This is a genomic window from Parvularcula marina (assembly GCF_003399445.1).
GTDB classification, from domain to species: domain Bacteria; phylum Pseudomonadota; class Alphaproteobacteria; order Caulobacterales; family Parvularculaceae; genus Parvularcula; species Parvularcula marina.
Genome location: NZ_QUQO01000001.1, coordinates 1,620,835 through 1,647,038, shown reverse-complemented (window position 1 = coordinate 1,647,038; position 26,204 = coordinate 1,620,835). Strand labels below are relative to the sequence as shown.

At 56.7% G+C, this 26,204-nt stretch carries 20 protein-coding genes and 1 tRNA gene; 8 read left to right on the top strand and 13 right to left on the bottom strand.

Going from position 1 to position 26,204, the window contains the following annotated elements; genetic code table 11:
• Positions 1-172: 172 nt before the first annotated feature.
• Positions 173-249: transfer RNA gene (locus DX908_RS07825), tRNA-Arg, on the top strand.
• Between the two features lie 87 nt (positions 250-336).
• Here DX908_RS07825 and hutU read toward each other — a convergent pair.
• Genes hutU through hutI form a run of 4 tightly spaced genes read right to left on the bottom strand, consistent with a single transcriptional unit; the run spans position 337 to position 5,553 of the window.
• Positions 337-2,004, bottom strand: a complete 1,668-nt coding sequence (gene hutU / locus DX908_RS07820; RefSeq protein ID WP_116391801.1) for a urocanate hydratase — start codon at positions 2,002-2,004, stop codon at positions 337-339.
• A complete protein-coding gene (hutG, locus tag DX908_RS07815) occupies positions 2,001-2,807 on the bottom strand; it encodes an N-formylglutamate deformylase (RefSeq protein WP_116391800.1) in 807 nt (268 codons plus the stop codon). Before hutG ends, hutU begins: the two co-directional genes overlap by 4 nt.
• Positions 2,804-4,345 (bottom strand): histidine ammonia-lyase, encoded by a 1,542-nt coding sequence (gene hutH / locus DX908_RS07810; protein WP_116391799.1) that lies wholly within the window; start codon positions 4,343-4,345, stop codon positions 2,804-2,806. The genes hutG and hutH overlap by 4 nt, the downstream gene beginning before the upstream one ends.
• Positions 4,342-5,553 carry an imidazolonepropionase gene (hutI, locus tag DX908_RS07805; RefSeq protein WP_116391798.1) on the bottom strand — a complete coding sequence of 404 codons (1,212 nt, stop codon included), beginning with the start codon at positions 5,551-5,553 and terminating at the stop codon, positions 4,342-4,344. The genes hutH and hutI overlap by 4 nt, the downstream gene beginning before the upstream one ends.
• A 79-nt stretch (positions 5,554-5,632) precedes the next feature.
• Between hutI and DX908_RS07800 the strand changes: the two genes are divergently transcribed.
• Both DX908_RS07800 and hutC read left to right on the top strand, forming a co-directional pair.
• Positions 5,633-6,997 (top strand): formimidoylglutamate deiminase, encoded by a 1,365-nt coding sequence (locus DX908_RS07800; RefSeq protein ID WP_199564637.1) that lies wholly within the window; start codon positions 5,633-5,635, stop codon positions 6,995-6,997.
• The gene (gene hutC, locus DX908_RS07795; RefSeq protein WP_116391796.1) at positions 6,994-7,686 is read left to right on the top strand and encodes a histidine utilization transcriptional repressor HutC; all 693 of its coding nucleotides are present in this window, start codon (positions 6,994-6,996) and stop codon (positions 7,684-7,686) included. The genes DX908_RS07800 and hutC overlap by 4 nt, the downstream gene beginning before the upstream one ends.
• 111 nt (positions 7,687-7,797) lie before the next feature.
• On the opposite strand, the gene DX908_RS07790 is transcribed toward hutC, so the two are convergent.
• Positions 7,798-16,326 carry a cadherin-like domain-containing protein gene (locus tag DX908_RS07790; protein WP_158548586.1) on the bottom strand — a complete coding sequence of 2,843 codons (8,529 nt, stop codon included), beginning with the start codon at positions 16,324-16,326 and terminating at the stop codon, positions 7,798-7,800.
• A gap of 256 nt (positions 16,327-16,582) precedes the next feature.
• Between DX908_RS07790 and DX908_RS07785 the strand changes: the two genes are divergently transcribed.
• A complete protein-coding gene (locus DX908_RS07785) occupies positions 16,583-18,145 on the top strand; it encodes a methyltransferase regulatory domain-containing protein (RefSeq protein ID WP_116391794.1) in 1,563 nt (520 codons plus the stop codon).
• 22 nt (positions 18,146-18,167) lie between these two features.
• Here DX908_RS07785 and DX908_RS07780 read toward each other — a convergent pair whose 3' ends face one another.
• Positions 18,168-18,686 carry a hypothetical protein gene (locus tag DX908_RS07780; RefSeq protein ID WP_116391793.1) on the bottom strand — a complete coding sequence of 173 codons (519 nt, stop codon included), beginning with the start codon at positions 18,684-18,686 and terminating at the stop codon, positions 18,168-18,170.
• Between the two features lie 182 nt (positions 18,687-18,868).
• A complete protein-coding gene (locus DX908_RS07775; protein ID WP_116391792.1) occupies positions 18,869-19,684 on the bottom strand; it encodes a response regulator in 816 nt (271 codons plus the stop codon).
• Between the two features lie 149 nt (positions 19,685-19,833).
• On the opposite strand from DX908_RS07775, the gene DX908_RS07770 reads away from it, so the two are divergent.
• The 3 genes from DX908_RS07770 to DX908_RS07760 all read left to right on the top strand — a co-directional run bounded on the left by DX908_RS07770 (position 19,834) and on the right by DX908_RS07760 (position 22,305).
• A complete protein-coding gene (locus DX908_RS07770; RefSeq protein ID WP_147303754.1) occupies positions 19,834-20,013 on the top strand; it encodes a NepR family anti-sigma factor in 180 nt (59 codons plus the stop codon).
• Positions 20,013-20,612 (top strand): sigma-70 family RNA polymerase sigma factor, encoded by a 600-nt coding sequence (locus tag DX908_RS07765; RefSeq protein WP_116391790.1) that lies wholly within the window; start codon positions 20,013-20,015, stop codon positions 20,610-20,612. The genes DX908_RS07770 and DX908_RS07765 overlap by 1 nt, the downstream gene beginning before the upstream one ends.
• A gap of 97 nt (positions 20,613-20,709) precedes the next feature.
• Entirely contained in the window at positions 20,710-22,305 is a 1,596-nt protein-coding gene (locus DX908_RS07760; protein WP_158548584.1) for a sensor histidine kinase, read from the top strand.
• A gap of 57 nt (positions 22,306-22,362) precedes the next feature.
• Here DX908_RS07760 and DX908_RS07755 read toward each other — a convergent pair whose 3' ends face one another.
• From DX908_RS07755 to DX908_RS07725, 6 genes are all read right to left on the bottom strand, one after another.
• Positions 22,363-22,875, bottom strand: a complete 513-nt coding sequence (locus DX908_RS07755; protein ID WP_116391788.1) for a Dps family protein — start codon at positions 22,873-22,875, stop codon at positions 22,363-22,365.
• Between the two features lie 94 nt (positions 22,876-22,969).
• Positions 22,970-23,107 carry an entericidin A/B family lipoprotein gene (locus tag DX908_RS07750; RefSeq protein WP_116391787.1) on the bottom strand — a complete coding sequence of 46 codons (138 nt, stop codon included), beginning with the start codon at positions 23,105-23,107 and terminating at the stop codon, positions 22,970-22,972.
• A gap of 233 nt (positions 23,108-23,340) precedes the next feature.
• Positions 23,341-23,739 carry a hypothetical protein gene (locus DX908_RS07745; RefSeq protein ID WP_116391786.1) on the bottom strand — a complete coding sequence of 133 codons (399 nt, stop codon included), beginning with the start codon at positions 23,737-23,739 and terminating at the stop codon, positions 23,341-23,343.
• A 3-nt stretch (positions 23,740-23,742) separates the two neighbouring features.
• Positions 23,743-24,036, bottom strand: coding sequence for an ElaB/YgaM/YqjD family protein (locus DX908_RS07740; RefSeq protein WP_116391785.1), 294 nt, complete (start codon positions 24,034-24,036; stop codon positions 23,743-23,745).
• A gap of 95 nt (positions 24,037-24,131) precedes the next feature.
• On the bottom strand, positions 24,132-24,944 hold the full coding sequence (locus DX908_RS07730; RefSeq protein ID WP_116391783.1) for a metallophosphoesterase family protein: 813 nt from the start codon (positions 24,942-24,944) through the stop codon (positions 24,132-24,134).
• On the bottom strand, positions 24,941-25,792 hold the full coding sequence (locus DX908_RS07725) for a diacylglycerol/lipid kinase family protein (protein WP_158548580.1): 852 nt from the start codon (positions 25,790-25,792) through the stop codon (positions 24,941-24,943). The genes DX908_RS07730 and DX908_RS07725 overlap by 4 nt, the downstream gene beginning before the upstream one ends.
• 224 nt (positions 25,793-26,016) lie before the next feature.
• Between DX908_RS07725 and DX908_RS07720 the strand changes: the two genes are divergently transcribed.
• Complete coding sequence (locus tag DX908_RS07720; protein ID WP_116391781.1) at positions 26,017-26,190, top strand: DUF1328 domain-containing protein; 174 nt, start codon at positions 26,017-26,019, stop codon at positions 26,188-26,190.
• The last annotated feature ends 14 nt before the right edge of the window (positions 26,191-26,204 follow it).

Below are 26,204 nucleotides of genomic sequence, written 5' to 3'. Positions count from 1 at the left end.
CATTCGAATTTTAAGAACCCGGCATGGCCAGATGGCGATGCCGGGTTTTTTGTACCTCGGGGGGTTGGTGCACGCGGGCCTGTGCAGGTTGGCTGTAAACGAGGGCCTTGAGCTTATGGCTCAGCTTTCTTCTTGCTGACCTCGTCAAGGACCGCTATCGGGGGTCCTCTTCGCACCCGTAGCTCAGCTGGATAGAGCGCTGCCCTCCGAAGGCAGAGGCCAGAGGTTCGAATCCTCTCGGGTGCGCCATTTTTCCTTCACAGCTAACTGTGCTTTGTCCGTTGCTTCCACTGGGGCGACCAGATCGACCGCGCTTCAGTCGCGACCTTCGTCAGCCTACTTCGATAGGCCGAGTTCCAAACCCATCTCCTGCGCGCACGCCACAGCATCATCATAGCCTGCGTGCGCGTGGCGCATGACGCCGCTCGCCGGATCGTTCCAGAGGACACGCTTCAGGCGCCGCGCGGCGTCTTCGGTACCATCGGCGACGATGACCATGCCGGCATGCTGCGAGAAGCCCATGCCGACGCCGCCGCCATGATGCAGTGACACCCAGGTGGCGCCGGACGCAGTGTTCAGAAGCGCATTCAGGAGCGGCCAGTCGGATACGGCGTCCGAGCCGTCTTTCATCGCCTCGGTTTCACGGTTCGGGCTGGCGACCGACCCTGAATCGAGATGATCGCGGCCGATCACGACCGGCGCCTTGAGTTCACCGTTTGCGACCATTTCGTTGAAGGCGAGCCCGAGGCGATGGCGATCACCCAATCCGACCCAGCAGATCCGCGCCGGCAACCCTTGGAACGAAATCCGCGCGCGCGCCATGTCGAGCCAGTTATGCAGATGCGCATTGTCCGGCAGCAGCTCTTTTACTTTTTCGTCCGTACGGTAAATATCTTCCGGATCACCGGATAGCGCCGCCCAGCGGAACGGCCCGACGCCACGGCAGAAGAGCGGGCGGATATAGGCCGGCACAAAGCCTGGAAAATCAAACGCCTTCTCAAGCCCTTCTTCAAACGCCATCTGGCGGATGTTGTTGCCGTAATCGAGTGTCGGAACGTCTGCATTCCAGAAATCCAGCATCGCCTGCACATGGATTTTCATTGAGGCGCGTGCAGCTTTTTCGACCGCCTTCGGATCAGTTTCGCGTTTGGTGCGCCATTCTGCCATCGTCCAGCCAAGCGGTAGATAGCCGTTCACCGGGTCATGGGCCGAGGTCTGATCGGTGACGATGTCAGGCTTCACGCCGCGCTTGACGAGTTCGGGAAAGATGTCGGCGGCATTGCCGAGAAGGCCGACTGATTTTGCTTCTCCGGCCTTTGTCCAGCGCTCGATCATCTCGAGCGCCTCGTCCAGCGTTTCGGCCTTCTCATCGAGATAGCGCGTACGCAGACGGAAATCGATGCTGTCGGGATTGCATTCGACCGCGAGGCAGCAGGCGCCGGCCATTACCGCGGCGAGCGGCTGTGCGCCGCCCATGCCGCCGAGCCCGCCGGTCAGGATCCAGCGTCCCTTTAAATCGCCGCTGTAGTGGCGCCGGCCCGCCTCGACGAATGTTTCATACGTCCCCTGAACGATCCCCTGCGTACCGATATAGATCCACGATCCGGCTGTCATCTGGCCGTACATCATCAGCCCTTTGCGGTCGAGTTCGTTGAATTTCTCCCAGGTCGCCCAGTGTGGAACGAGGTTGGAGTTGGCGATGAGCACGCGCGGCGCATCCTTGTGCGTCTCGAAAACACCAACCGGCCGGCCCGATTGAACCAGCAACGTCTGGTCCTCGCGTAACGTCTTCAGTGCGGTAGAAATTCTGTCGAAGTCAGCCCATGTGCGGGCGGCCCGCCCTATGCCGCCATAGACGACGAGTTCGTCCGGATTCTCCGCCACCTCACGATCGAGATTATTATGCAGCATACGGAAAGGTGCTTCCGTCGTCCATGAAAGGCAGTTGAGCTCTGATCCGGTTGGGGCCTTGACCTCACGTCTGTTGGCCAGTCTGTCAGTCACGATCCGTCTCCTTCGAGTTCTCCGCTGAGCGCCAGCGCATTGACGCGTTCGAGTATCTGTTTGAGCGTTTTGCGCAATTTATCTGCCTTGCTGTCGTTATAGGCGAAGGGCGGCGCTTCGGTTTCAAGATAGCAGTGCTGGGCGATCTCCATCTGGATCGCATGGACGCCCGTTCGGGGTTTTCCATAATGACGAGTCGTCCAGCCGCCCCGGAAACGGCCATTGAGGACGCAAGAAAAATCCGACTGCGCACAAATATCAGTGGCAGCACTCTCGAGGGCGCGTGCGCAGCTCTCGCCATTATTCGTGCCGATATTGAGGTCGGGCAACTCACCTTCGAAGAGGAAGGGCAACCGGGACCTGATCGAATGGCAGTCATAAAGAACGGCGACGCCGTGGCGGGCCTTCACCCTTTCGATCTCCAGCGACAGCGCAGCATGATAGGCGGAATGATAGTCCCTGCGCCGCGCCTCAATCTCTTCATCTGTAGGCGGTTCCGCCCAGATCGGCTGTTCGTCAAACGTGACGAGAGGGACGAGGCCGGTCGTGTTCTGGCCGGGATAGAGGCTGACGCCGGAAGGGTCGCGATTGGCGTCGATGACATAGCGATGAAAATTCGCCCGGACCACGCTGGCCTCTGGAAGGAGGTCTTCATAAAGCCGGTCCACATGCCAGTCTGTATCAAGAAGTTCGCGGCCGCAGGGGTTCAGACGCGCTTCGATCTCTACGGGAACGAATGTCCCCGAATGGGGCTGGACGAGGATGACGGGTGCTGTGCCTTCGTGAACACTTACCGGGGTCACGGCACAAGCTCCAGCATGACGGGTGCGACGCCGCCTATGTCCGCGAGTCGTGTCGTCGATAATGCAACAGTCTTCAGAGCCTCTATGTCGCCTGAGAGGATCCTGTCATCCGTAAGCGGAGGGCATACACTGCGGATCTCTTTGATGACGCCTGACAGCTTTTCGCTCGTCTGGAGGGGCGCGCGCAGATCGATCCCTTGCGCGCCGGCCATCGCCTCGACCGCGATGATCCCGGCAAGATTGTTATTCATCTCCTCAAGCCGCCGCGCGCCGTGACATGCCATCGAGACATGGTCTTCCTGATTGGCCGAGGTCGGTGTGGAATCGACCGAACGCGGATTGGCGAGCGCCTTGTTCTCGCTCATCAGAGCCGCGGAGGTGACTTCCGCGATCATCAGGCCGGAATTCAGCCCGGGCGCGGGCGTCAGAAAAGCCGGCAGGCCATAGCTCAAGGCCGGATCGACAAGCAGAGAAATGCGTCGCTGCGAAATCGCGCCCGTTTCGGCAATGGCGATGGCGATCTCGTCGGCAGCAAAGGCCACGGGCTCAGCGTGAAAATTGCCGCCCGAAACGATGTCGCCGTCCGGCAGCACGAGCGGGTTATCGGTCACAGCATTGGCTTCGATAAGAAGGGATGCCCCGGCTCGGCGCATGAGATCGATGCAGGCGCCGGCGACTTGCGGCTGACAGCGCAGGCAGTAAGGGTCCTGGACACGCTCGTCACCATCGATGTGGCTGGCATTGATACCGGATCCCGACAGGAGTTCGCGCAGACGACGCGCCGCATCGATCTGGCCGGGGTGGCCGCGCAGGAGGTGGATCTCCTCCCGGAAAGGTGCGGCCGTTCCCATTGCGGCGTCTACGGACAGTGCGCAGGTCGTAAGGCTGCCTACCGCCAGCCGCCATGCATCGAAGAGCCCGGCAAGCGCCAGCGCCGTCGACACCTGCGTACCATTGATCATGGCAAGGCCTTCCTTAGGCCCCAGCGGTAGGGGAGAAATCCCTGCCATGGATAAGGCATCCGCCGTTTGCATCGTCGCGCCCCGGAAGGCGACCTCGCCCTCACCGATCAGCGCCGCAGTCATATGGGCAAGAGGTGCAAGGTCGCCGGAGGCGCCGACCGAACCTTGCGACGGGATGACCGGTAGTATTCCGGCTGCGACGTAAGTCTCGATCTGCTCAATGAGCTCCCATCGCACGCCGGACGCGCCGCGCCCGAGTGACAAGAGTTTCAAGGCCATGATCAGGCGCGTGATCGCCGCAGGAAGTGGTGCGCCCGTGCCGGCGCAATGGGAGAGAATAAGGTTGCGTTGAAGCTGCTCGATATGTGCTGTCTCGATGCGGACCGATGCCAGCTTCCCAAAGCCTGTATTGACGCCATAGATCGGGGCTGAGCCTCTGACAGCCTGCGCAATTTTCTCCGCTGACTGATCGACGCCAGCACGCGCGGTACGGTCGAGGTGAAAAGCCTCTTCGCCGCGATAGATCCGTTCCAGCAGGGTCAGAGTTGCCTGACCGGGGTTGAGGACGATGCTCATGCTGTCTCCATGGCTGAGATCCGCCGTTCAAGGGGGGAGCGCCCGATACGATAGCTCAGCTCCGCCGGGTGTTTGACGTTCCAGACTGCAAGCTCCGCTCGGGTATCGGGCTCGATAGTTCCGTACTCACCTGAAAGTCCGAGCGCCTTGGCGGCGGCGCTGGTCGCCCCTGCAAGCGCTTCTTCTGGGGTCAGACGGAAGAGCACGCAGGCCATGTTCATGGTAACGAGGAGGGATGACAAAGGCGAAGTGCCGGGATTGCAGTCGGTTGCCACGGCCATCGGAACGCCGGCGCTGCGCAGTGCCTCAATCGGCGGCAGCTTCGTCTCGCGCAGCGCGTAAAAAGCGCCGGGAAGCAGGACCGCGACAGAGCCCGCAGCGGCTAGCGCGCCTGCATCCTCGGGCGCAAGATGTTCAAGATGATCGGCCGAAAGCGCGCCATAGCGGGCGGCAAGCACCGCGCCCTTCTGGTCGGAAAGCTGCTCGGCGTGAAGTTTTACTGGCAGGCCGAGCTCGCGCGCTTTCTGAAAGACCCGTTCGATCTGTGCAGGCGAAAAGGCGATATTCTCACAATAGCCGTCGACGGCATCGACAAGGCCCTCTGCTGCCGCTCGTTCCAGCCCGGCGATCACAACGTCGTTGATATATTGGTCAGCGTCACCGTTGAAATCTCTCGGCATGGCATGCGCAGCAAGCCAGGTCGTGACGACCTTGACAGGCCGCAACTCGCCGAGCCGCCGTGCGACACGCAGCATGCGGAGTTCATCGTCCACGGTAAGGCCGTAGCCTGATTTTATTTCAACGACGGCGACACCATCCGCAATCAGGCTGTCGAGGCGGATGAGCGCCGTATCGATCAGTTCCTGCTCGCTTGCCGCGCGCGTCGAGACGACCGTGGAGTTTATGCCGCCGCCAGCGCGGGCGATCTCTTCATAGCTCACCCCGTTGAGGCGCATCTCGAATTCCCGCGCACGGTCGCCGCCATGGACGAGATGGGTATGACAGTCGATCAGCGCTGGGGTGACGAGACGTCCGCCCAGCAGCTCTTCTGGAAGTTCTGTATACTGCGAGGGTAATTCGGGTGATGCGCCCGCCCAGGCGATACGTCCGTTATCAATCGCGATCGCCGCATCTTCCACCAGGCCGTATGGTGCCCCGCCCGGCGTCATAGTCGCCAGTCTGCATTGGGTCAGGAGCCGTGCGGGCATATGTTGGTGTTCCGCGATGCTTGAAATATCTGCGTTATGGTCTAATATGTGTACACATATTAGCAGAGGGTGCAAGCCATTGCGACGGGCGATTTTCGCAAAGCAGATGCTGACGACGGCAGGCTGGCGCCGCGATGCACATGTGACCATCGGCGAAGACGGCAGCATCACCGCCATCGGCGACGGGGATTTGCCGGACGCCACGCGCGTGGACATCCTGCTCCCGGCGCCGGGGAATGTGCACTCCCACAGTTTTCAGCGCGCTCTGGCAGGGTTGACGGAGTTTCGCGGCAAAGCGGGTACGGATAATTTCTGGACATGGCGTGAGCTGATGTATCGCTTTGTCGAACGGTTGACGCCGGAACATGTGGAAGCCATCGCCGCGCAGGTTCAGGTCGAAATGCTCGAGGCCGGTTACGCCGCTGTCGGAGAATTTCACTACCTCCACCATCAGAATGGGGGAGAGGCTTACGATGACCCGGCGGAGATGTCGGGTCGCATTCTGAATGCGGCGGATGAAACGGGGATCGGCTGTACACACCTTCCGGTGCTCTATATGCGCGGTGGTCTCGATGATCGCGCGCTCAAGGACGGACAGTTGAGATTCGGCTGCGATCTTGAGCGATTTGAACGTCTCCACGAGTCGATCCATTCTAAGATAAATCTGTTTGCAGATGACTTTCGTCTTGGTGTTGCGCCGCATTCCCTGCGCGCGGTGACCCAAGAGGGGCTCGCCCTTGCGGCGGATCTCGCAAAAGATGCCCCCGTTCATATCCATATCGCCGAGCAGACCGCAGAAGTGGATGAGGTCAAGGCCGCGCTCGGCTCGACACCAGTGCGCTGGCTTCTCGATCATGCCGAGATTGCCGAGAACTGGTGCCTCATCCACGCAACACATATGAGCCCGGACGAAACCCGTGATGCAGCGGTGTCAAAGAGCGTGGCGGGGCTTTGCCCCATCACTGAAGCCAATCTCGGTGACGGCGTATTTCCTGCCGCCGCCTTTATTGACGCAGGCGGACGAATGGCGGTCGGCTCCGACTCCAATGTCCGTATCTCCCTCACCGAAGAGCTGCGCCTGCTTGAATATTCGCAGCGGCTAACGTTGCGGCGCCGGGCCGTGCTTGCCGATGCACGCTCCTGCGGGCGTTTCCTCTATGATCATGTGACAGCCGGCGGCGCGCAGGCGCTGGGACGCGATTCGGGTCGGATCGCGCCCGGCGCACTTGCCGATCTCGTCGCGCTCGACGGCGCGAAGCCCTACCTTGCGGGCATGGAAGATGATCATCTCCTCGACGCCTGGATATTCGCGGGAGACGATAGCGCCGTCAGTGACGTCTGGTCCGCAGGTCGTCATGCCGTCAGGCAGGGTGAACATATCCGGCGTGACGTAATCCGTGCCCGGTTTGACGCGGTCATGGCTGAGCTGAGAGCCGATCTTTGAACGAGCGTAATCACATCTCGATTCGTGAAGCCATTCGTGGTCGTATTACCGATGGCGAATGGGCGCCCGGCGCGATGATGCCCGGTGAAACCGATCTTGCCGAGGAATATGGCTGCTCTCGCACGACTGTGAATCGCGCCCTTCAGAAACTCGCCGAAGATGGCCTGATCGAGCGCAAGCGGCGAGCGGGCACACGCGTAAGAGAGATTCCGTCGCGGCAGGCAAAGTTTCGTATACCTATCCTTCGTCACGAGATCGAAGCCGCTGGTGGAGCCTACAGCTCACGAGTCGCCTTCCGTGAAACGCTAAAGGCGCCGGGCTTCATTCAGTCTCGCCTGCGACTTGCGACAGGCGCGCGCGTTCTTCGCCTTCACACCGTGCATCTGAGTGACGGCCAGCCCTATGCGTTTGAAGACCGATGGGTGAACATCAAGGCGGCGCCGGGCGTTGTCGATGCTCCCTTCGACATTATCAGCGCAAACGAGTGGCTCGTCAGAGAAGTTCCCTATTCGAGCGGCGATGTTCGATTTTCGGCGATGGCAGCCGGACAGATCGAAGCGCAAGCGCTTGCGACGTCATTAGGTGCGCCGCTCTTCACTGTCGAACGCACGACTTGGCTTCGCGACCTCTACATCACGACGACGAAGCTGTGTTACCGCCCAGGCTATCACATGCGGACCGAACTCTAACGACGATTACATCGCTCACAGAGTATCGCTTCGGCCGGACTGCGCGGTCGCCACAACGACACGTTAGGTGAGCCGGTGCGCTCGTCTTTTATGCCGAGACGCCGCCTATCATCAGATGAAGACGAAGTCGTCCTGATGCAGATCAGCGACCACCGTATCCGTCAGGATGATGGAATTGCCGCCGCCCAGGTCAATGACGGTATTCAGGCCAACCTGGCTGGCCGCAGCGAGGATATCGGCGAATTCGTCGAATGCTTCGCCGAAACCGACGAGGCGGATGACATCTTCTGACCCAGCGCCAGTGTCAAAGTCCGTCAGCAGATTATCACCATTCTCGACATTACCGAAGAAGGTGAAGGTGTCATCACCACTGCCGCCGATTAGTGTGTCATCCCCCATTCCGCCAGAGAGGATGTCTTCGCCATCGCCGCCTTCGAGCATGTCATCAGAATTGCCGCCGCGCAGATCATCATCGCCACCGCCGCCAAGCAGCGTATCGCGGCCGCCTTCGCCCATCAGCAGATCGTTATCAGCACCGCCCATCAGCAGGTCTCTGCCGTCCCCGCCTTCGAGCGTATCGACGCCGGCCCCGCCATCAAGCGTGTCATTGTCATCGCCGCCATCGAGTGCGTCATTGCCTTCGCCGCCGTCAAGTGCGTCATTGCCGAACCCACCGCGAAGGACGTCCTCGCCATTCTCGCCGTAGAGGATGTCGCGGCCATTGCCGCCCAGCAGCAGGTCATCGTCATTGCCGCCATACAGCGTGTCGCGATCATTGCCGCCTTCGAGCGTGTCCTGACCATCGCCGCCCACAAGCGAGTCATCGAGGTCTTCACCTTTCAGAAGGTCGTCGCCATCCTCGCCGAGCAGGACGTCATTACCGTAGCCGCCGCGCAACTCGTCATCGCCGTCTTCGCCATTGAGCATGTCGACGCCATTATTGCCGATGAGAAGGTCATTGCCGCCACCACCAAGCAGGGTGTCATCATCGCGGCCACCCTTGGCCGTGTCATCGCCTTCGCCGCCGAGAAGTGTATCTTCGCCGCGATCACCTAGCAGGCTGTCGGCGCCATTGCCGCCATCAAGGGAGTCGTCCCCATACGCCCCATTGAGGGTGTCCTCACCATTCTGGCCGAGGAGTGTGTCATCGCCAGCAGCCCCGAAGAGCGTATCATCGCCAGCAGCACCATCAAGAACATCATCCTGGCCGAGCCCATTGAGGGTGTCATTCCCGTCGGCGCCCATGAGCGTGTCGGGGCCAGGCGTGCCGGTCAGGTCGAGCGGATCGTCCTCGACCGAATTGATGGTCACGGTGACAGTTGCCGTGTCGGTACCGCCATTCCCGTCGCTAACGGTGTAGGTAAAGCTGTCCGTCCCGAAATAATCCTGATTGCCTAGATAGGTGAGCGTACCATCGCCATTGTCGGTGACGGTGCCGTTTGCCCCCTGGCTGAAGCTCAAGATGGAGAGCATGTCGCCGTCGACGTCACTGTCGTTAGACAGGACGGAGATGATTATCGCCACATCCTCGTCGGTGGTGACATCATCATCCATCGCAACTGGATCGTCATTGACCGGATCAACCGTCACATTGACGGTTGCCGTAGAGGTGCCGCCATTTCCGTCGCTGATCGTGTAGGTGAAACTGTCAGTCCCGTTGAAATCCGCATTCCCCAGATAAGTGAGCGTGCCATCGCCGTTGTCGGTGACGGTGCCGTTTGCCCCCTGGCTGAAGCTCATGATGGAGAGCATGTCACCATCTACATCGCTGTCATTGGCAAGCACAGAAATGATGATCGCCACGTCTTCATCGGTGGTGACGTCATCATCCATGGCGACGGGAGCATCATTGACAGGATCAACCGTGATCGTAACCACAGCGAAATCTTGCGGTGTCGTCGGGAAGTCTGGGTCGCGCAGGACGTAGGTGAAGCTGTCCGTGCCGGTAAAGTCAGCACCCGGTGTGTAGGTGAAGCTTCCATCATGGTTGAGGACGAGCACACCATGCTGGGTATCGACCGCCAGCAGGGAGATGGCGTGGTCTTCCGGATCGCTGTCATTGGTTTTGACATTGCCCATCAGGACATTGTCTTCGTCCACCATGTAGCTGTCATTATTGGCGATGGGCGCGTCATTGACCCCATTGATGGTGATGGTGACCTGTGCCGCTTCAAAGCCGCCATTCCCGTCACTGACGATATAGGAGAAGCTATCCGTCGTTGCCTCCCCGGCGTCGAGATAGTCGAAAAGCCCACCCGGATCGTAATCAAAGGTGCCGTCGCCATTATTGGTGATCATGGCGCCCGCATCACTCAGGAAGGTGAGAGGTGTCGCGTCACTGACATTCAGCACATCCCCCATGTCAGGGTCGCTGTCGTTTGCGAGGACATTGCCTGTCGTGAAGCTTGTGTCCTCATCCGTTGTGAAGGCGGCGCCACTGTCGCCTGCCGCAATCGGGGCGTCGTTCACGCCGGTGATACGGAAGTCGATAGAGGATGTATCGGTTGCGCCTTGTGAGTCAGTGGCCGTGAAGGTGTAGGTGATCTCCAGCAGATCGCCGGCCTGCAGGAAGTCGAACAGTCCAGCCTCTCCGCTAAAGTTGAGAACAATTTCGCCTTCCGTGCTTCCCGCCCCGATAATCGGATTACCCGGAATAAAGAGGAGAGGCAGGAGCTGTTCATTTGTCAGTACACCGGCCTTATCCCCCGATTGGCTGACCGAGGTGACATTCACGGAGACCAGATCTGATAGGTCTGCATCGGTGACATCCGGACTGTTGGTCAGGCCGATCCCGAGGAATCCGTTAAAGGCATCTTCCGGCAGCATCAGATTATAACCCTGCGCAACCGGCAGGATCGGGGCATCGTTTACCCCGGTAATGGTCACCGTCACGGTCGCCGTATCGAACCCGCCGCTACCGTCTGTGACGGTGTAGGAGAAAGTGTCCGTTGCCGTTTCGCTCACGGCAAGATAGTCAAACAGGCTGCCCGGGTCATAATCGAACGTCCCGTCGGCATTGTTGGTGATCGCGGCGCCAGCTGCGCTGGTTGTATCCGCGGAATCGACCGTCAGCATGCCCCCATCAGGGTCGCTATCATTGTCGAGCACGTTACCGGTCGTGAAGCTCGTATCCTCATCCGTCGTGAACCCCATGCCGCTGTCGTCCGCTGCGATAGGGTCGTCATCGACTGGATCAATCGTGATCGTGACGGTCGCAACGTCCTGCGGTGTGGTCGGGAAGTCCGGGTCGCGCAGGACATAGGTGAAGCTGTCCGTGCCATTAAAGTCAGTACCCGGCGTGTAGGTGAAGCTGCCATCATGGTTGAGAACCAGCACGCCATGTTGGGTGTCGACGGCGAGCAGAGAAATGGCGTGGTCTTCGGGGTCACTATCATTAACTTTGACATTGCCCATCAGGACATTGTCTTCGTCCACGGAGAAGCTGTCGTTATTGGCGATGGGCGCGTCGTTCACGCCATTGATCATGACAGTGACGGTCGCAATGTCCATCGCGCCGTCTGGATCACTGATCGTGTAGGTGAAGGTATCGGTCGCAGTCTCACCAGCATCCAGATATTCAAACTGCCCATTCGGATTGTAGCTATAGAAGCCATCGGCATGAACTGTGAGAAGCGCACCGGAAGCCAAAGTGATTTCCACGCCGAGATTCATGGCGTCGCCCTCGACTGCGACTATCGAGATATCGTCCCCTTCCGGATCACTGTCATTTATCAGCAGGCTGCCATCAAAAGAGTTTGGATCGAGCTGATACTGAGAGCCACCGCTCTGTGTCCCGATAGGGTCCTGGAAATTCGCATTGATGATTGAGCGCCCCTGCAGGTCGGGCAGGGCAAAATTGGTCTGTCCGTTGCCGCCATATGTGGTGCCGAGAAGCGCAAATAGAGCCGGATTTTGGCTGATGTTCAGGATGGCTCCATTCGCAAGCGCCCAGTTGCCAGGTATGAAATTACCGGCAAAAGCGACAACCTGTCCAAGGGTGGCCACGCTGCTATCAGGCCCGCCACCACCACCACTCTGAGAGGGGAATAATCCTTGCAGTGCGACAAGCATGTTGAGCGCCAATGCCGGACCCTGATTGGTAAACGGATCATTGTTGCCACCAACACTTAGCGGCAGGTTGTCTTCTGTCAGGGTCGTATCATCCTCGCCGATGACATCGCCAGGGTTTAACCCATTGCCTGCCCCGACAATCGTACGTCCACGCAGGTCGGGCAGGGCAAAAGTTGTTTGCCCATCACCGCCATATGTCGTGCCGATAACTGCAAATAGAGCCGAATACTGAGCAATGCTTAGCAGGCGTCCGTCGCACTCCAGCATCCCGTTGGGCTCGAAATTCCCGGCAAAGCGATGGATCATGCCGATGGAGTCAAGTGATGCGCCGCTTTCTGACGGGAAGAAACCGTCGACATTGATCATGTATTTGACAACCAGTGAGTCCTGTTCATTGCTGAACGGCTGGTCTTCGCCACCGAGGCTTGCAGGCAGATTAGCACTTGTGAGGGTTATGTCGTCCGTGCCGTATTGCAGGCCGAGGAGGGTGTTTGGATCATCACCGGTACTCAGGCGGCTGTCGAGATTCGGTACACCGAAAGTCGTCACGCCATTTCCGCCATAGATAGTGCCAATCAGGCTGAACAACGCCGTGTTCTGAGAAATGGAGAGCAGGTTTCCGTTAGTGTTCACCGTCCCGGTGGGGGTGAAGTTAAAAGCGTATGTGAAGAGATGAGCCAGGCCCAGAATGCCGCCGCTGCCACCATTAGATGGAAAGACGCCCGATGAAACAATGACTTCATTGAGAGCAAGCGTGGGCTGACTATTATCGAATGTCTGGCTGAATGATGTCATGACACCAGCGTCTTCGCTGACCGTGATGATGTCGTCGCCAGCAATGGGCGCACCATTGACCGGATCAACCGTGATCGTGACGACGGCGACATCCTGCGGTGTGGCCGGGAAGTCGGGGTCGCGAAGGACATAAGTGAAGCTGTCCGTGCCGTTAAAGTCAGCACCCGGTGTGTAGGTGAAGCTGCCATCATGGTTGAGGACCAGCACACCATGTTGAGTATCGACCGCCAGCAGGGAAATGGCATGGTCCTCAACATCGACGTCATTCAATTTCACATTGCCCATCAGGACATTGTCTTCGTCGACGGAGAAGCTGTCGTCATTGGCAATGGGTGCGTCATTGACTGCATTGATGGTGACGCTGACCGTGGCGGTATCGGCGCCGCCATTGCCATCACTGATCGTATAGGTGAAGCTGTCCGCGCCGAAGAAATCCTGATTGCCCAGATATGTCAGTGTGCCATCGCCATTGTCCGTGACGGTGCCATTCATCCCTTGTGAGAAATTCGAGATTGAGAGCATGTCGCCATTGCCATCACTGTCATTGGCAAGGACGGAGATGATGACAGACGCATCTTCGTCAGTGGTCGCTTGATCATCGTTTGCAACAGGCGGTTCTGTTGCGATATTCCCGATCGAATTTGGATTTATCTCCGTGCCCGTTGAAAGTTCATAGCCGAAGCTGCCGCCCGGTGAAATCAGGCCGAAAGCGTCATAATTCAGGGTGAGGCTGCTGGAGGTTGATGAGTCCCCGCCACTGACGGAATTGCCGGTGACGAAGACATCACCCAGACGCAGATCAACGACCGTGGAGCCCTTGCTGTCCTGCCCAGTGATCCGCACGAAAGGCAGGATGTCTCCATTGGCCAGCACCTCGAAAAGTTCTGGCGTGATGTCATCAAGCATGATCGTGATTTCGGAGAAGGACGGATTACCTTTGGGGCCGCCCTGCTGCACGGCGACGCCAGCACCAAACTGGATCGAGTCGAGCAGGTAGGTCTGATCTGCGCCCCCCTTGCCGGAAGAGCCGCCATCAAACCCGTCAATGGTCAGGAAGTACTGAGTGACGGCATTTTCAGCCAAGCCATCAATCGCGCTGGCCGCGGGGCTGGCAATGGTGTCCGGATCGATGACCGTATTTGAGATCAGGTTGAAGCCAAATTCCGATTCTGTCGTGATCAATCCGATCCGCGAATATGCAAATGACAGGCTTGAGGAGACAGAAAATCCGTTGCCGCCGCTGATGCTATTACCTGTGATGTCCACATCGCCAAGGCGCAGATCATAGATGACCTCACCATTTGCATTGATGCCTGCGATCCAGACCGCACTGAGCCCGTTACCGGAGGCAAGCTCATCCAGTAGCTCGGGCGAAATGCCATCAAGGCTGACGGATATCTCCGAGAAGAATGCGGCGTTCTGAGGACTGCCATTCTGAATGGAGAGGCCAGCGCCGAACTGGAGTGAGTCAATCTCGAACCAGCCGCTAAAACCTTTATCCGTAGACCCACCATTAAGGCCGTCAATCAGCAGGTAGTATTGTTCAACGGCGCCGTTTTCATGGTCACTGCCATTTCCCCCGACAGCCTCATCCATGTTGAGCGCATTTATCAGGGTACCAGCGCTAAGATCGTAGCCGGCATTCCCGTTGGGTGTGATGATGCCGATCTGATCATAGGCAAAACTAAGGCTCGAGCTGAAATCGCTGCCGCCTGCCGAGACGGAATTCCCGGACAACAGCGCATCCGCGAGCCGGATCTCGGTGACAACGCTGCCTGCGCTCACCCCCTTGATGCTCACCGCACCAAGATCAGCGCCCGTTGCCAAAAGAGTGAACAGGGTTGGTGAGATGCCATCGAGAGAAACTGTGATTTCCGAGAAACTCGGCATTCCCTGCATGGGTGTCGCGGCCATGAATTGCAGCGGCGCACCAGCGCCGAATTGCAGGGAGTTGATTTCGAATGCGCCTTCAAAACCTTTCGAGGTGACGCCGCCGTCTAGCCCATCGATGACAAGATAATATTGCTCAATAGCCGCAGTTCCGAAGCCGCCTTGATTGGCCATAGCGACAGGCAAGTTTTCAGGATCCGCGCTTGTCTGGGTTGCGATGTCATAACCGAAGGAGCTGGGATCGGTGATGAAGCCGATGCGCTCTGATGCGAGCGACAGGCTTGTTGAAAGGGCTGAGCCCGCCCCGCCACTAATACTGTTCCCTGTGACATACGCATCATCAAGCCGCAGCTCATAGATCACGGCGCCTTTTGAGCCGTTCGCGCTACTATTGTCCGTACCCACGATCCTGACGGGGCCGATGCTATTTCCGGCGCCGATGAAGTCGAAGAGGTTGGCGGCAATGCCGTTAAAAGTGACAGTGACCTCACTGAAGGATGGCGCGCTTTTGTTGTTTCCGCTGATGCCGACGCCAGCGCCGAACTGAACAGAGCCGAGCTCTATCTCGAAATAGCCTTTCCCGGCAGCGCCATTCGCGCCGCTGTCGATAATCAGATAGTAATTATCTGCAGACTGAGTTTCGAGATCAAGCATGGGGTCGGCGCTAGCTTGCGCCAGATTCTGCGCATTGATCTCTGTTCCGGAAGGCAAATCGTATCCGAAATCTCCGCTCTCGGTGATAAGACCGATTTTCTGATAGTTGAAGCTCAGCGAACTTGCGGGTGTCGCGCCACCTGCTGAAACGGACTGGCTACCCAGGAAAACATCCGTAAGCCGCAAATCGTAGATGACATCGCCATTCACGTCGACGCCCTCGATCTGGACGGCACCTAAGCGTTGAGAGGCGATCAGCTCGGCAAACAGCCCCGGCGCAAAACCCTGCAGTGATACTGTCAGCTCACTGAAGCTGGGCAAGGAGAGCATCGGTGCTCCCCCGCCGACTGAAACGCCGACACCGGCACCGAACTGGAACGAATCAATCTCGAATGCGCCTTTGAAACCCTTGTCACTGACGCCGCCATTATAGCCGTCAATGGTCAGATAATACTGGACAGCAGCGCCATCCTCGAGGCCATTCTCCACCGCCGGAACTGGTTCGGCTATTGCGTCGGCTTCGATCGACATGTTCGAGGCCACATTAAAGCCGAAGCTCTTGTCCCCAAGTGTCAGGCCTATCTTCTCATAGAAAAAGCTCAGACTGGTGTTTGGCGTACCGCCACCTGAGGAAACAGAATTTCCTGTGACGAAGACGTCACCAAGACGCAGATCATAGAGGGTGTCGCCGGACCCATCGACAGCCAGCACCTGGATGGACTCAATGCCCGCCCCCGCGGCGATCGCAGACAGCAAGTCAGCCGACATGCCCTCGAGGGTGACATTCAGCTCGGAGAATGACGGAGCACCAGGCGTCCCGTTGGAGACGGAAAGGCCGGCGCCAAGCTGCACAGAGTTGATCTCGAACGCGCCTTCAAAACCGATATCTGTGGAGCCGCCATTCAACCCATCGATGAAAAGATAGGTCTTTGCGATGCCTGAAATGCTGCTCAGGGACTGAGCGGCAGCTGGAAGCAAGAGGTTATCAGCATTCAGAGCAATCTGTTCATTGCCGCCGGGTGTATTGAGGCCTGTCTCGATGGCCTGCCGACTGCTGAATGAATTGACTGAGATGTCCGCAGGCGCACTTTCTATACGGACTGGGCCAAAGCCCTGATAGCCCGAGAAGAGTAGCGCTTCAGATCGTGACATGCCGTGTTCGAACAGAGCAAATGGCTCGAAGCCGTCTGTGCCGTCATTGACGCCATCAATCGTCAGAAAATAGTCCATGCTGATCTCCCCCAGAAAACCACTGCTTTCACGAGGGTGGGGGGTCATGCTCGCCTAAGATGTAGGCGGGAGGATCTTTGCCCGTGACCCGAGTGAATTCATTGATTCATTAACCTTTTATGTATTCCAAGGGTTGGGCGGCGTAAAGCGGTATTAAAGTCGTCATCTCGGTCAATTCACGTCGTGTATAGTGCTAAAGCACTGAAATGTAGGCTTTCTGCCGTTTGGTTGGGCAGCCGTTGAGGGGAGCGCAGTCATGACGCCGGATCAGATCGATTATGATGCACTGCCCTATGCATCACTGCCATTTCCGCAAACGCAGCCGGCGCGGTTGGCGGCGCTCGCTGCTCTGCATGGCTGTCATGTCCCGGCCGTTGAGACGGCGACTGTGCTGGAACTTGGTTGTGCGTCAGGCGGCAATATCATCCCGCTGGCCGCCCGATTTCCGGAGGCCCGATTTGAAGGGGTGGATCTTGCTGACCGGCACATCCGTGACGGCAATCAGCTGATTGAAGAACTCAGCCTGAAGAATATTTCGCTTCGTCAGGGAGATATATCGCAGCTTAATTTGGGTGCGCGGAAATATGATTTTATCATCTGCCACGGGGTCTTTAGCTGGACGCCGCAGCCCGTTCGGGAAGCCATCCTGAAAATCTGCGCCGCCTCCCTGACGGAGACCGGGCTCGCCTATATCAGTTATAATACCTATCCCGGCTGGGGGCTCCGTATGGCGGTCCGTGAGATATGCCAGCGTCATATAGATCCGGGCACTGATCCAATCACGGCGATCGCGGAGGCGCGGAGTGTCCTAGAGGCTTATGCCGGCTGTCTTGATCCGAAGACGCCCTATGGCAGCGCGCTGAAGGACGAGATCGCCCAATGCGTCCGCATGACCGATCCGCATTTTCAAGGGGAGTTTCTGGGGCCGTTCAATGAGCCGTGTCACTTCCATGATTTTGTCGAATGGGCAGAAGGGCATGGGCTGTCCTATGTCTGCGATGCCGCACCGCCCGAACAGGACGTAAGTTCATTGGGGCCGCTACTGGAGCAGGAGCACCCCATTATCACTGCCGTTGACCATCTATCGCGGACACAAGGCGCTGATTTTGTCAGTGGCAGGAAGTTCAGGCGGTCCATCCTGCGACGGGCAGATGCCAAAAAAGACAATAAGGCACACGGCGAAGTGCTGCAGTCACTTCATTATGCCTGTTCCATGGTCAGGGAGGCAGAAGAGGGCGGCACGCTGACCTTCCGTCATGGCGAGTCGCGGATCCGAACCAATGACCCTGTCGCAGGAAAGGCGCTTTCGCTGCTCGAGGACGCCTATCCGGAAACCCGCACGCTCGACGAAATCGCGGATATCGCTCTGGTGGGTACGGGCGCCAGCCAGCCCGGGGCGGCGGATCGGCTGCATGACGCCCTGTGGCGCACAATTGAGGCTGGTCACGTTAAAGTGTCGACCATCCCTCTACGGAATGGGAGCGCGGCGGATGATCGTCCGGCTCTCTGGCCCGTCGCCAGGGCGCAGCTCGCGCAAGGTATGGTCGAGGTAAGCTCCCGGCTTCACGAGCCTGTCGCGTTGCGCGGTCCTGTGCGCTTTATCGCAAGGCTGATGGACGGCACAAGAACCCGCGAGGCATTGGTGGAAGAGATTTGCACGGCCGTATCAGAGGGACGATTGGATATTGGCGATCAAAACGCCACACCAAACCAAAAAGCAGATCCCGCCCGGATCATTGCTGCGCTTGATCACCTGCTGCAGGAATGCCAGCGAAGTGGTTTATTGGCTGTTGAAGAAGATATGTCAGGCCAAGAATAGCCTGACATATCAAACATAATCTTTATACGCCAGAGTGACGAAGGCGAGCAACTTGACGTGCGTAATCTGTCAGCTCGTCACCTTCAATCCGACTATCGCGGTCACGATCGTGCTGGCGAACATCTGCGAGCTTATAGCTTGTCCATTCGTAGAAAGACATTTCGCCATCATCGCCAGCATACTCATAGAACTCACGGCGGGCGAGAGTCGTGATGCGGGTCCGTTCCGAAAGTGACAGCTCGTACTGAGGGCGGTTACTCAATGGAATATAGGTAATCTCATCAGTCTCAAGAGTAACGTATCCGTTAAAACGGGCGAGCTCGGCATGCACAAGCGTTTGAGCGGCGAACTCTTCGATATCAATCTTGTCGTCATCATTGATGTCGATCCGATAGAATGACTTTTGAGCGTCAGCTTCGAATTGATCAATTTCAATAGATGACCTTTTATCCGTTACCGTACGCGTGTCCGTATTGGACAATGCGACGGACGCGGTGCCGAGAATAGCGGCGGTAGAGATGAAAATGGCTTTGGTACGCATGTTTATACCCTCCACCGAACAAACGTCTGTGCAAGGAGCCGGTTCCGCGCGATCGTGAGATTAGCCATTCCAGAGGGCGGAAAAAGAAAGGCCCCCATCTCTTTGTTGCGAGAATGGGGGCCATGTTTCGTTGGGATTAGCGTCGATTGCTCAACGGCTATTCGTCATGTGTTCACGCCAGATCAGGCTGCCTTTTTGTCCTTGGCGGGATGAAAGAACAACGCCTGCGCGATTGCCGCTTTGACGACATTGTCCTGGAACGGCTTGGAGATCAGGTAGGTTGGCTCCGGCCGCTCACCTGTCAGCAAACGTTCAGGGAATGCCGTGATGAAAATAATGGGCACATCAAAACTGGCCAGAATATCCTGTGCAGCGTCGATGCCAGACGAGTTATCGGCGAGCTGAATATCGCAAAGGATGAGACCGGGTTTCGTGCTCAAGGCCGTCTTGACCGCTTCGTCACGCGTGGCGGCTGTGCCAACAACATCATGACCAAGTTCCGTCACCAGTGCTTCGAGGTCCGCGGCAATAATGGCCTCGTCCTCGATGATGAGCACATTTGTCCGCAGCTCGCTCTCAATGTCACGCTGGGCTGTATCAACGAGTTCGTCGACTTCAGCAGGTGACAGTGAAAGAATGATAGCGGCCTCGTTACGGGTGAACCCTTCCAGCATGGTCAGAAGGTAAGCCTGACGCGAAAGCGGGGAGAGTGTTTCGAGGCGATCGAGTGGGCTGAGATCGCTATTCTCAATCTCGTCTTTCTGAGATTGAAGTGCAGCACCTGTAGTGCTCCAGATCGTGTGAAACAGGCGGTAGAGTGCAATGCGAGGAGCTTCTGACCCATCTGTGATGCCAGTGCCAATCTGGTCGGGGTCAGCAGAGAGAGCCTCAAGAGAGGCGCGAATATAAGCATCCCCGCTCTGCTGGCTGCCTGTCAGCGCCCGTGCATAACGCCGCAGAAACGGCAGATGCGGGCGGAAAGTTTCAACAAGTGACATTTGGTACCCTCAATCAGTGATCAGCGCTAAAACGCTCTGGTGACGAGAAGGTTGCGAAAAAAATCAAAAAAATCTCAGATTTCTCGGAACCGGCTGCCGGAAGCGGCGTTATGATATTGCCCGATCACGATAACCCGAATGACGAATTTATGACTGATCAAAAAGACACCAATCCGTTGGAGAAGCGCGAGCGTCGCATGCGCACCAACAGAATTGGGCGTCAATTGCGCCAAATTTATGATGATGTCATCCAGGAAGATGTCCCGGATGACTTCCTAAAATTGTTAGAGGATGCTGATAACAACCGCTCATCATCTGGTGATGCATAATGGCCAGTGCATCACATCCGTCTGAAGACGAGAATTTCAAAAAAGAGCTGACCGTCCTTATTCCGCAACTTCGTGCTTTCGCCAGAAGCATGTGCGGTAATGCATCGATGGCGGATGATTTAGCGCAGGAAGCCATGCTGAAGGCGTGGAAATCCCGCGAAAGCTATAAGGAAGGCACCAATCTGCGTGCTTGGGTGTTCACGATCCTTCGGAATCACTTTTATTCCGAACAGCGTAGAGCATGGCGATCTCAGCCGCTGGATCAGGAGGTCGCCGAAGGTACGCTGATGGCTGTCGATGATCCGTCTGCGCCTTTAGAGGTTCTCGCGCTGCGAAATGCCTTACAAAAACTCCCCTCAGAGCAACGGGAAGCTGTCATTCTCGTTGGTGCTGGAGGCCTTGCCTATGATGAAGCTGCTGCTATCTGCGGATGCGCCGTGGGAACGATCAAGAGCCGTGTGAGCCGTGGGCGGAGCGCGCTTGAGGAAATGTTGAATGACGGATCAGCAGGATTCAGCGACGAGCAAGGCGCAAAAGCTAGCGACGCAATCTCGGACATCATGGCTGAAGCAGCCTCCCTCCAAGGAGGGAGAGGTTAAGGCTGGAAGTGGGAAGGGTGCGAACGGCAATGCCACGAGCGTTCCAAAGGCACTTCAAAGCCTCCGCGCGCGTCTCCTTGTAACGATTGCTGCAGCATTGAGCCCTGTCCTCGTCATCGCTGGGTGGCGAGCCTATCTCGATAGCCGAAATACCATTCAAGATCGTCAGGAAGAACTCATTCTGGCGTCTGACAATGCTATCGACTGGATTGAGAAATCTGTTGCCTCGGCAGAATCGCTCCTCGCGATTTTCAGTGATGATATCGCCGAAGACAGATGTTCTGAGACCATGGCGCGCATCAAGCCTGTGTTTCCCTACGTACAGAATATCGTTCACTATGGTGTGACGGGGCTGGCCAAATGTACGGCCAGAGGTGAGCCTGGTTATGAGATCCAGGATCGCTACTGGCATGCACAGCTCAGAGATGGTCGTGTGACGTTGAGGACAGGTGCGTTCATCGGTGTCGAGAGCGATGAATGGTCATTTGCTTCACTCCACAGGCTAGAGGATGAGAATGGAGAGTTCGCAGGATCTGCCAGTATAGGGATCAATATCTACAGACTCATGTCTGCCATGCCAGCCCCCCGAGAGCAGGATGATATCGAAGTTGCGCTCGTTGATAGCGACGGGAATGTCTTTGGCAGCGTGAGGTTTCAGGATGGTCGTGCGCTGGACGTTCGCAAGGCCGTGCAGTCCAATGAGACGATGCTGGATGTCGTCGATGACAATGAAGGCGATCCTTATGACCGCGTGATCCGCCCTATCGGCGAGGGCGGTATCTACGCCATGGTCTCACGGCCGGCGCCGGGAATTGTCAGCGAGTTCACTCTGCGTCCGGCAGTAACGATCGGCTTGCCGATACTGACATTCCTCCTGACCCTGATTGCTGTCTGGTTCGCGATCGAGCATTTGATCCTCAAATGGTTCTGGCCATTACGGCGCATGACGGCTGCTTATGCTGTCGGGAAATATGATTATACGACTGATGCTTCGTTCGAAGAAGCGCCGCAGGAAATATCGAAGCTATCTTCCATTCTTGAGAATATGGCGAGGCGGATCGGGCAGCGGGACGAGGAATTGCACGAAGCGATTGCTGTGCGCGATGCAGCGGTCAAAGAGATCCATCACCGTGTCAAAAATAATCTTCAGATTGTCAGCAGCTTTGTTCGGCTGCAGATGCGGCCTCTCGAGGACACTCAGGCAAGAAGAGTACTTGGAAACGTCCGTAACAGGATCGATGCACTTTCAATCGTACACCAAACTCTTTATCAGCATGAGCGACTGGAATATGTCCAGATGCGGCCATTCTTCGATGCGCTGCTGGAGCACCTTCAGGGTGCGCTCGGTATAGAAGAATTCGGGGGGCGATTGCGCTGGAATATCGCCGAGGTCGAGAGAGTGTCGGATGACGCGATCCCGATGGCACTGTTTGTCCTCGAGGCGATCACGAATTCGGTGAAATATGCCCTTGAAACCGGTGATGGTGAAGAGATCAGCGTGACACTGATGGAAGATGGCGACGATCTGTTTCTCTCAATCCAGGATGACGGGAAGGCCGGAAAGGTCGGTGAGTCATCTTCAGGACTTGGATCAAAGCTCATGACGGCATTTGCGCGCCAGCTTTCGGCAGAGCTCACACAGGCAGTCAATGAACAGGGTTATCATGTGGAGTTGAGAATTCCTCCGCGATAACAAAAAGGCGGGAGTTGATGAACTCCCGCCTTTGAAAAGGTTGTCTGCGTGGTCGGATTACGAACTTGCAGATAGGGATTTGAGCATCCAGATCGCTTCCTCGTGCCAGGCCATTCGTTCGATCATCATATCAGCAGTGACGAAGTCCTTTTTGTCTTCGCACCAACCAATTGCTTTGCGCATGGATTGCACGGCTTTTTGGTGGTCACTGATCAGCGTGTTGAGCATATCCCCAACTGAAGAATAGTCATCACCATTGTCGGAGATGGAGGACAGCTCGCCATATTTGGCATAGCTAGCCGGGGCTTTGATCCCAAGCGCACGGATGCGTTCAGCAATCTTGTCGATCGCCTCATACATATTCTCATAGTGTTCTTCGGTCAGCTTGTGGATGCCGACGAACGACGGACCCGTCACATTCCAGTGAATGCCTTGGGTTTTGATAAATAGCATGTAGGTGTCGGCGAGAACGTGTGAGAGGGCGTTAGCGACATCCGCGCGTTCCTGGTCGGTCATTCCGACATCGGGTTCAAATTCGGTCGTTGCGATTTTCAATGCAGTATTGGTCATGTTCTATCCGTCTGTAAAAAAATGAAATTGGAATGCGAAAATGGGCCGGATCGAACTGAAGTTCTTCCGGTCCAGTTCTCGCGCTTTTTTCGCCTCAACGATTGTTCTCAGAGGTCTCCTGAATTTCCTCGCCAACTTCCTCGACGTCCTTGCCAACGCCTTCGATAGTTGAGCAGGCGACAGTTCCCGCTGCGAAGAGGGACATGGCGAAAAGTTTCCAATAGCGTCTCATGATAGCCTCCATGGTTGTCCCAATAGAAACGATCGGCTGAGGAAATGGTTCCGTCTAGAAAAAGACGTAAACGGATAAAAATGTAAGTAAATGTGGGGGGGTAAAGGAGCCGATGCTGAGGCAGGGGCAGAGGGGCATCGGCTCCTTTGGGCAGGAAAACACCCGCAGGGTGGGCAGGTATCTAATCTAAAACGCCGGCATCCGAAGTTGGTTCCGGCCTCGCGGAAAAATTTTTACATAAAATGGATCATCGCCCGCTGTGCCTGCTTTGCCAGGCCTTGCGGGTTCTTGATCAGGCTATAGCCAACTGTAAGTGCGATCGCGGTAGCGGATAATGGGTGCTTCTTGATAAACTGCTTGAGGGTATCAAAGGGAAGGTCTGCGAGGGCCGCAGATCCCAACTCCTCAGCCTGATGGATTTCTTCCTCGATCGATTTCGTCGGCAGAAGGAAAAAGCTGAAACACATTATCGCGAGCAGAAGAAAAGCGCCCGCGAGTACAGCCACGGCTGGACCAAGGCCAATCGCCGCGGCCAATGCAATACTGCCAGCGACCGCCAGCGCCACCAAGCCACAAAAGCCAAAGAGGGCGCCAGCGATCCCGGCAAACAGGCGAAGCTTAGCCTTGTCCACTGGTTATTTCCGCTTGGCAAAGCCCAGAAGGGCACCAAAGGCGAAAGCGATGCCGAGGGCGGCGACGGGATGATCCTTCACGCTGTTCTCAGCCTTCGCAATGCCGTCCTTGCCTGCCGATGACATGCGGGACGCAGCTTCCTTGCCGCGCTTCATACCGCTGTCAGCGAATTCACCTGCAACTTTGCCGGCATCGGAAAGAAGCGTCTGCAAATCAGCCCGCAGGGCCGAAACATCCGCGCGAAGAGTGTCCAGATCGTGGCTCTCACCATTCACATTCGTCGTTTGGGTATTCATGATGTGAAACCTCCAAAAAAATTGCACACCCTACCTACGCATGAGCATGTTCTGGGGTTCCGTTCCCTCACCCTTTTGCAGGGCACGTATGGAGATTACCGGTTTGGGTGGGGAAGGATTTGGCTGCCCTGCCGAGGCCAAGTCCCCAGTATCTTGCGGTGGCCAGCTTGAGCTTCTGTCGCCATGACAGCCTCGATTTCGATCTTGTCCTGATAAAGAGAAATGAGATTGAAACTGGGCGGATGACGGCGGAGCCGTTGCGATAGCGTTCCGGACGTCACCGAAAGATAGCCTTTCTCCTTTGTGCCTCGCCAGGTCGTGGTGGGGGTGTGGACATGGCCGGCAAGGAGCAGGCTCACCTTACTATCGGCCACTGCCCGACTGGCCCAGACGCCGCGGCGTGTACGGATCCGCAAAGGCGAAGACGGCGGGGAGAGGAAGGGGTGATGACACGCAATGACGGAGATAGTGTCCGAATCTTTGGGGTATCTGCCAAGCAGTTCTGTCAGATCACCTTGCCTGACCGACCCTTCCGCCCAGTTGAGCCGGAATTGCCATCCACGAGCGGTATTCAGCCCTTCGACCTGGAATGAACCAAAAGTACCGGAAGCCGGGATGTGATCTGTATATGAATTATATCGTCTGAACGGGCTTATGGCGCGGCGTGCCACGCTATACATGGGCGTATCATGGTTGCCCGGTACGCAGATGAGAGGTACTGAAACCTCACGAGACCAGGCCTTGAATTGCTCAAATTCGTGATGGCTACCACGTTGGGTGAGGTCGCCCGAGATCACAATTCCTTCAACGTTGTTTGACTGAATGAAAGACGTGAAGACGTCTAACGCAGCTTTATCAAGCGCGCCGAAATGCAGGTCCGCCACATGCGCCAGGCGGGTGATGTTCATTTTGCGGTTCGTACTGATACGACATTCTCTTTGATTTTGACGTCACACAGATTGGGGAGTTCTGCCGGTTCACCGTCGAGTGTCGCGGCAATCTCGTCTCTCTCATTGTCAAACACGGTGAAGGCACGTGTCCGAATGAAATCGATATCTTCCAGTTTGCGCCAGTCATTGACGATGGCGGCAAGCGCCGTTTTCGCAAGTGAGAAATGAGAGCCGGGATCCATGATACCAATATCAAAGCGGTAATGAGCAGGGCCATTCCCAGCGATGAGGAGTGAGCCGACCGCAGTTGCATCAAGTCGCGCTTCGCAGCCTGTTGCTTCCTTATAGGTGATTTCAAGCGTCGTCGTGAGGTCGAGAGCCTCTGTCTTGATGAGTTCATCGGCAGCTTCTGTGAAACTGCCTTCACGGATTTTTTCCCGGACTTCGGAGAGGTGGGAAAGCTGTCCGAAGGTTGCGCCAACATAAAATGTCCTGTCAGCAACCTGACCACAGGAAATCTTGCGGGCCCTGCCCGTTGTCAATGCCTTGGTCAGGCAATCCTGCCAGTCGTCAAATTCACCGTGCAAAGATTTATGTAAGAGATTCATGGTGCCGCCGGGAAGCGGAAGAACTTCAATATCACGGCCATGGCATTGGTCGAGAAGGCATGCTGCCGTGCCATCGCCACCGATCGCGATGATCATTTCAGGATCTTTTTCGACCGTGTCAGAGATATCGCGTGTCAGGTCATCTGAGCGCGTCTCTATAATTTGGGCAGTCAAATCGTGTTCCTGCAATATCTGCTGCAGCTCTGCGCTCGTGCGATCAGAAGTGGACCCAGAATCCCGATTGATAAGGACGATCATGATCTTAGGCACACCCCTTTTCATGCCAAATGGCAGTTAGCGTCGTGACCAGAAACTCAGGCGCACAGCGCGGTTCAGGGGATAAAAAGCGAGAGTTCCGATAAAGTTCCCGGCCGGTCGAAGATTTAATTCTGGCCCTCTGGGAACCGCAGTGAGGCCACCTCGTTTATTCCGTGTAAGCGATTTAGCTTCGAACCAATAGTTTGTTATTAGGAGATATTACCATGCTTGGATGGGCACTTGCTTTTTTCGTACTTGCCATTGCCGCAGCAGCACTTGGATTCGGCGGCATCGCCGGCGCATCGGCCGGTATTGCGCAAATTCTGTTCTTCATTTTCTTGGCGCTTTTGGTCGTCACGTTTATCGCGCGTGCAGTCCGTGGGCGAAGCCCTCTTTAACAGGCGCCACATGA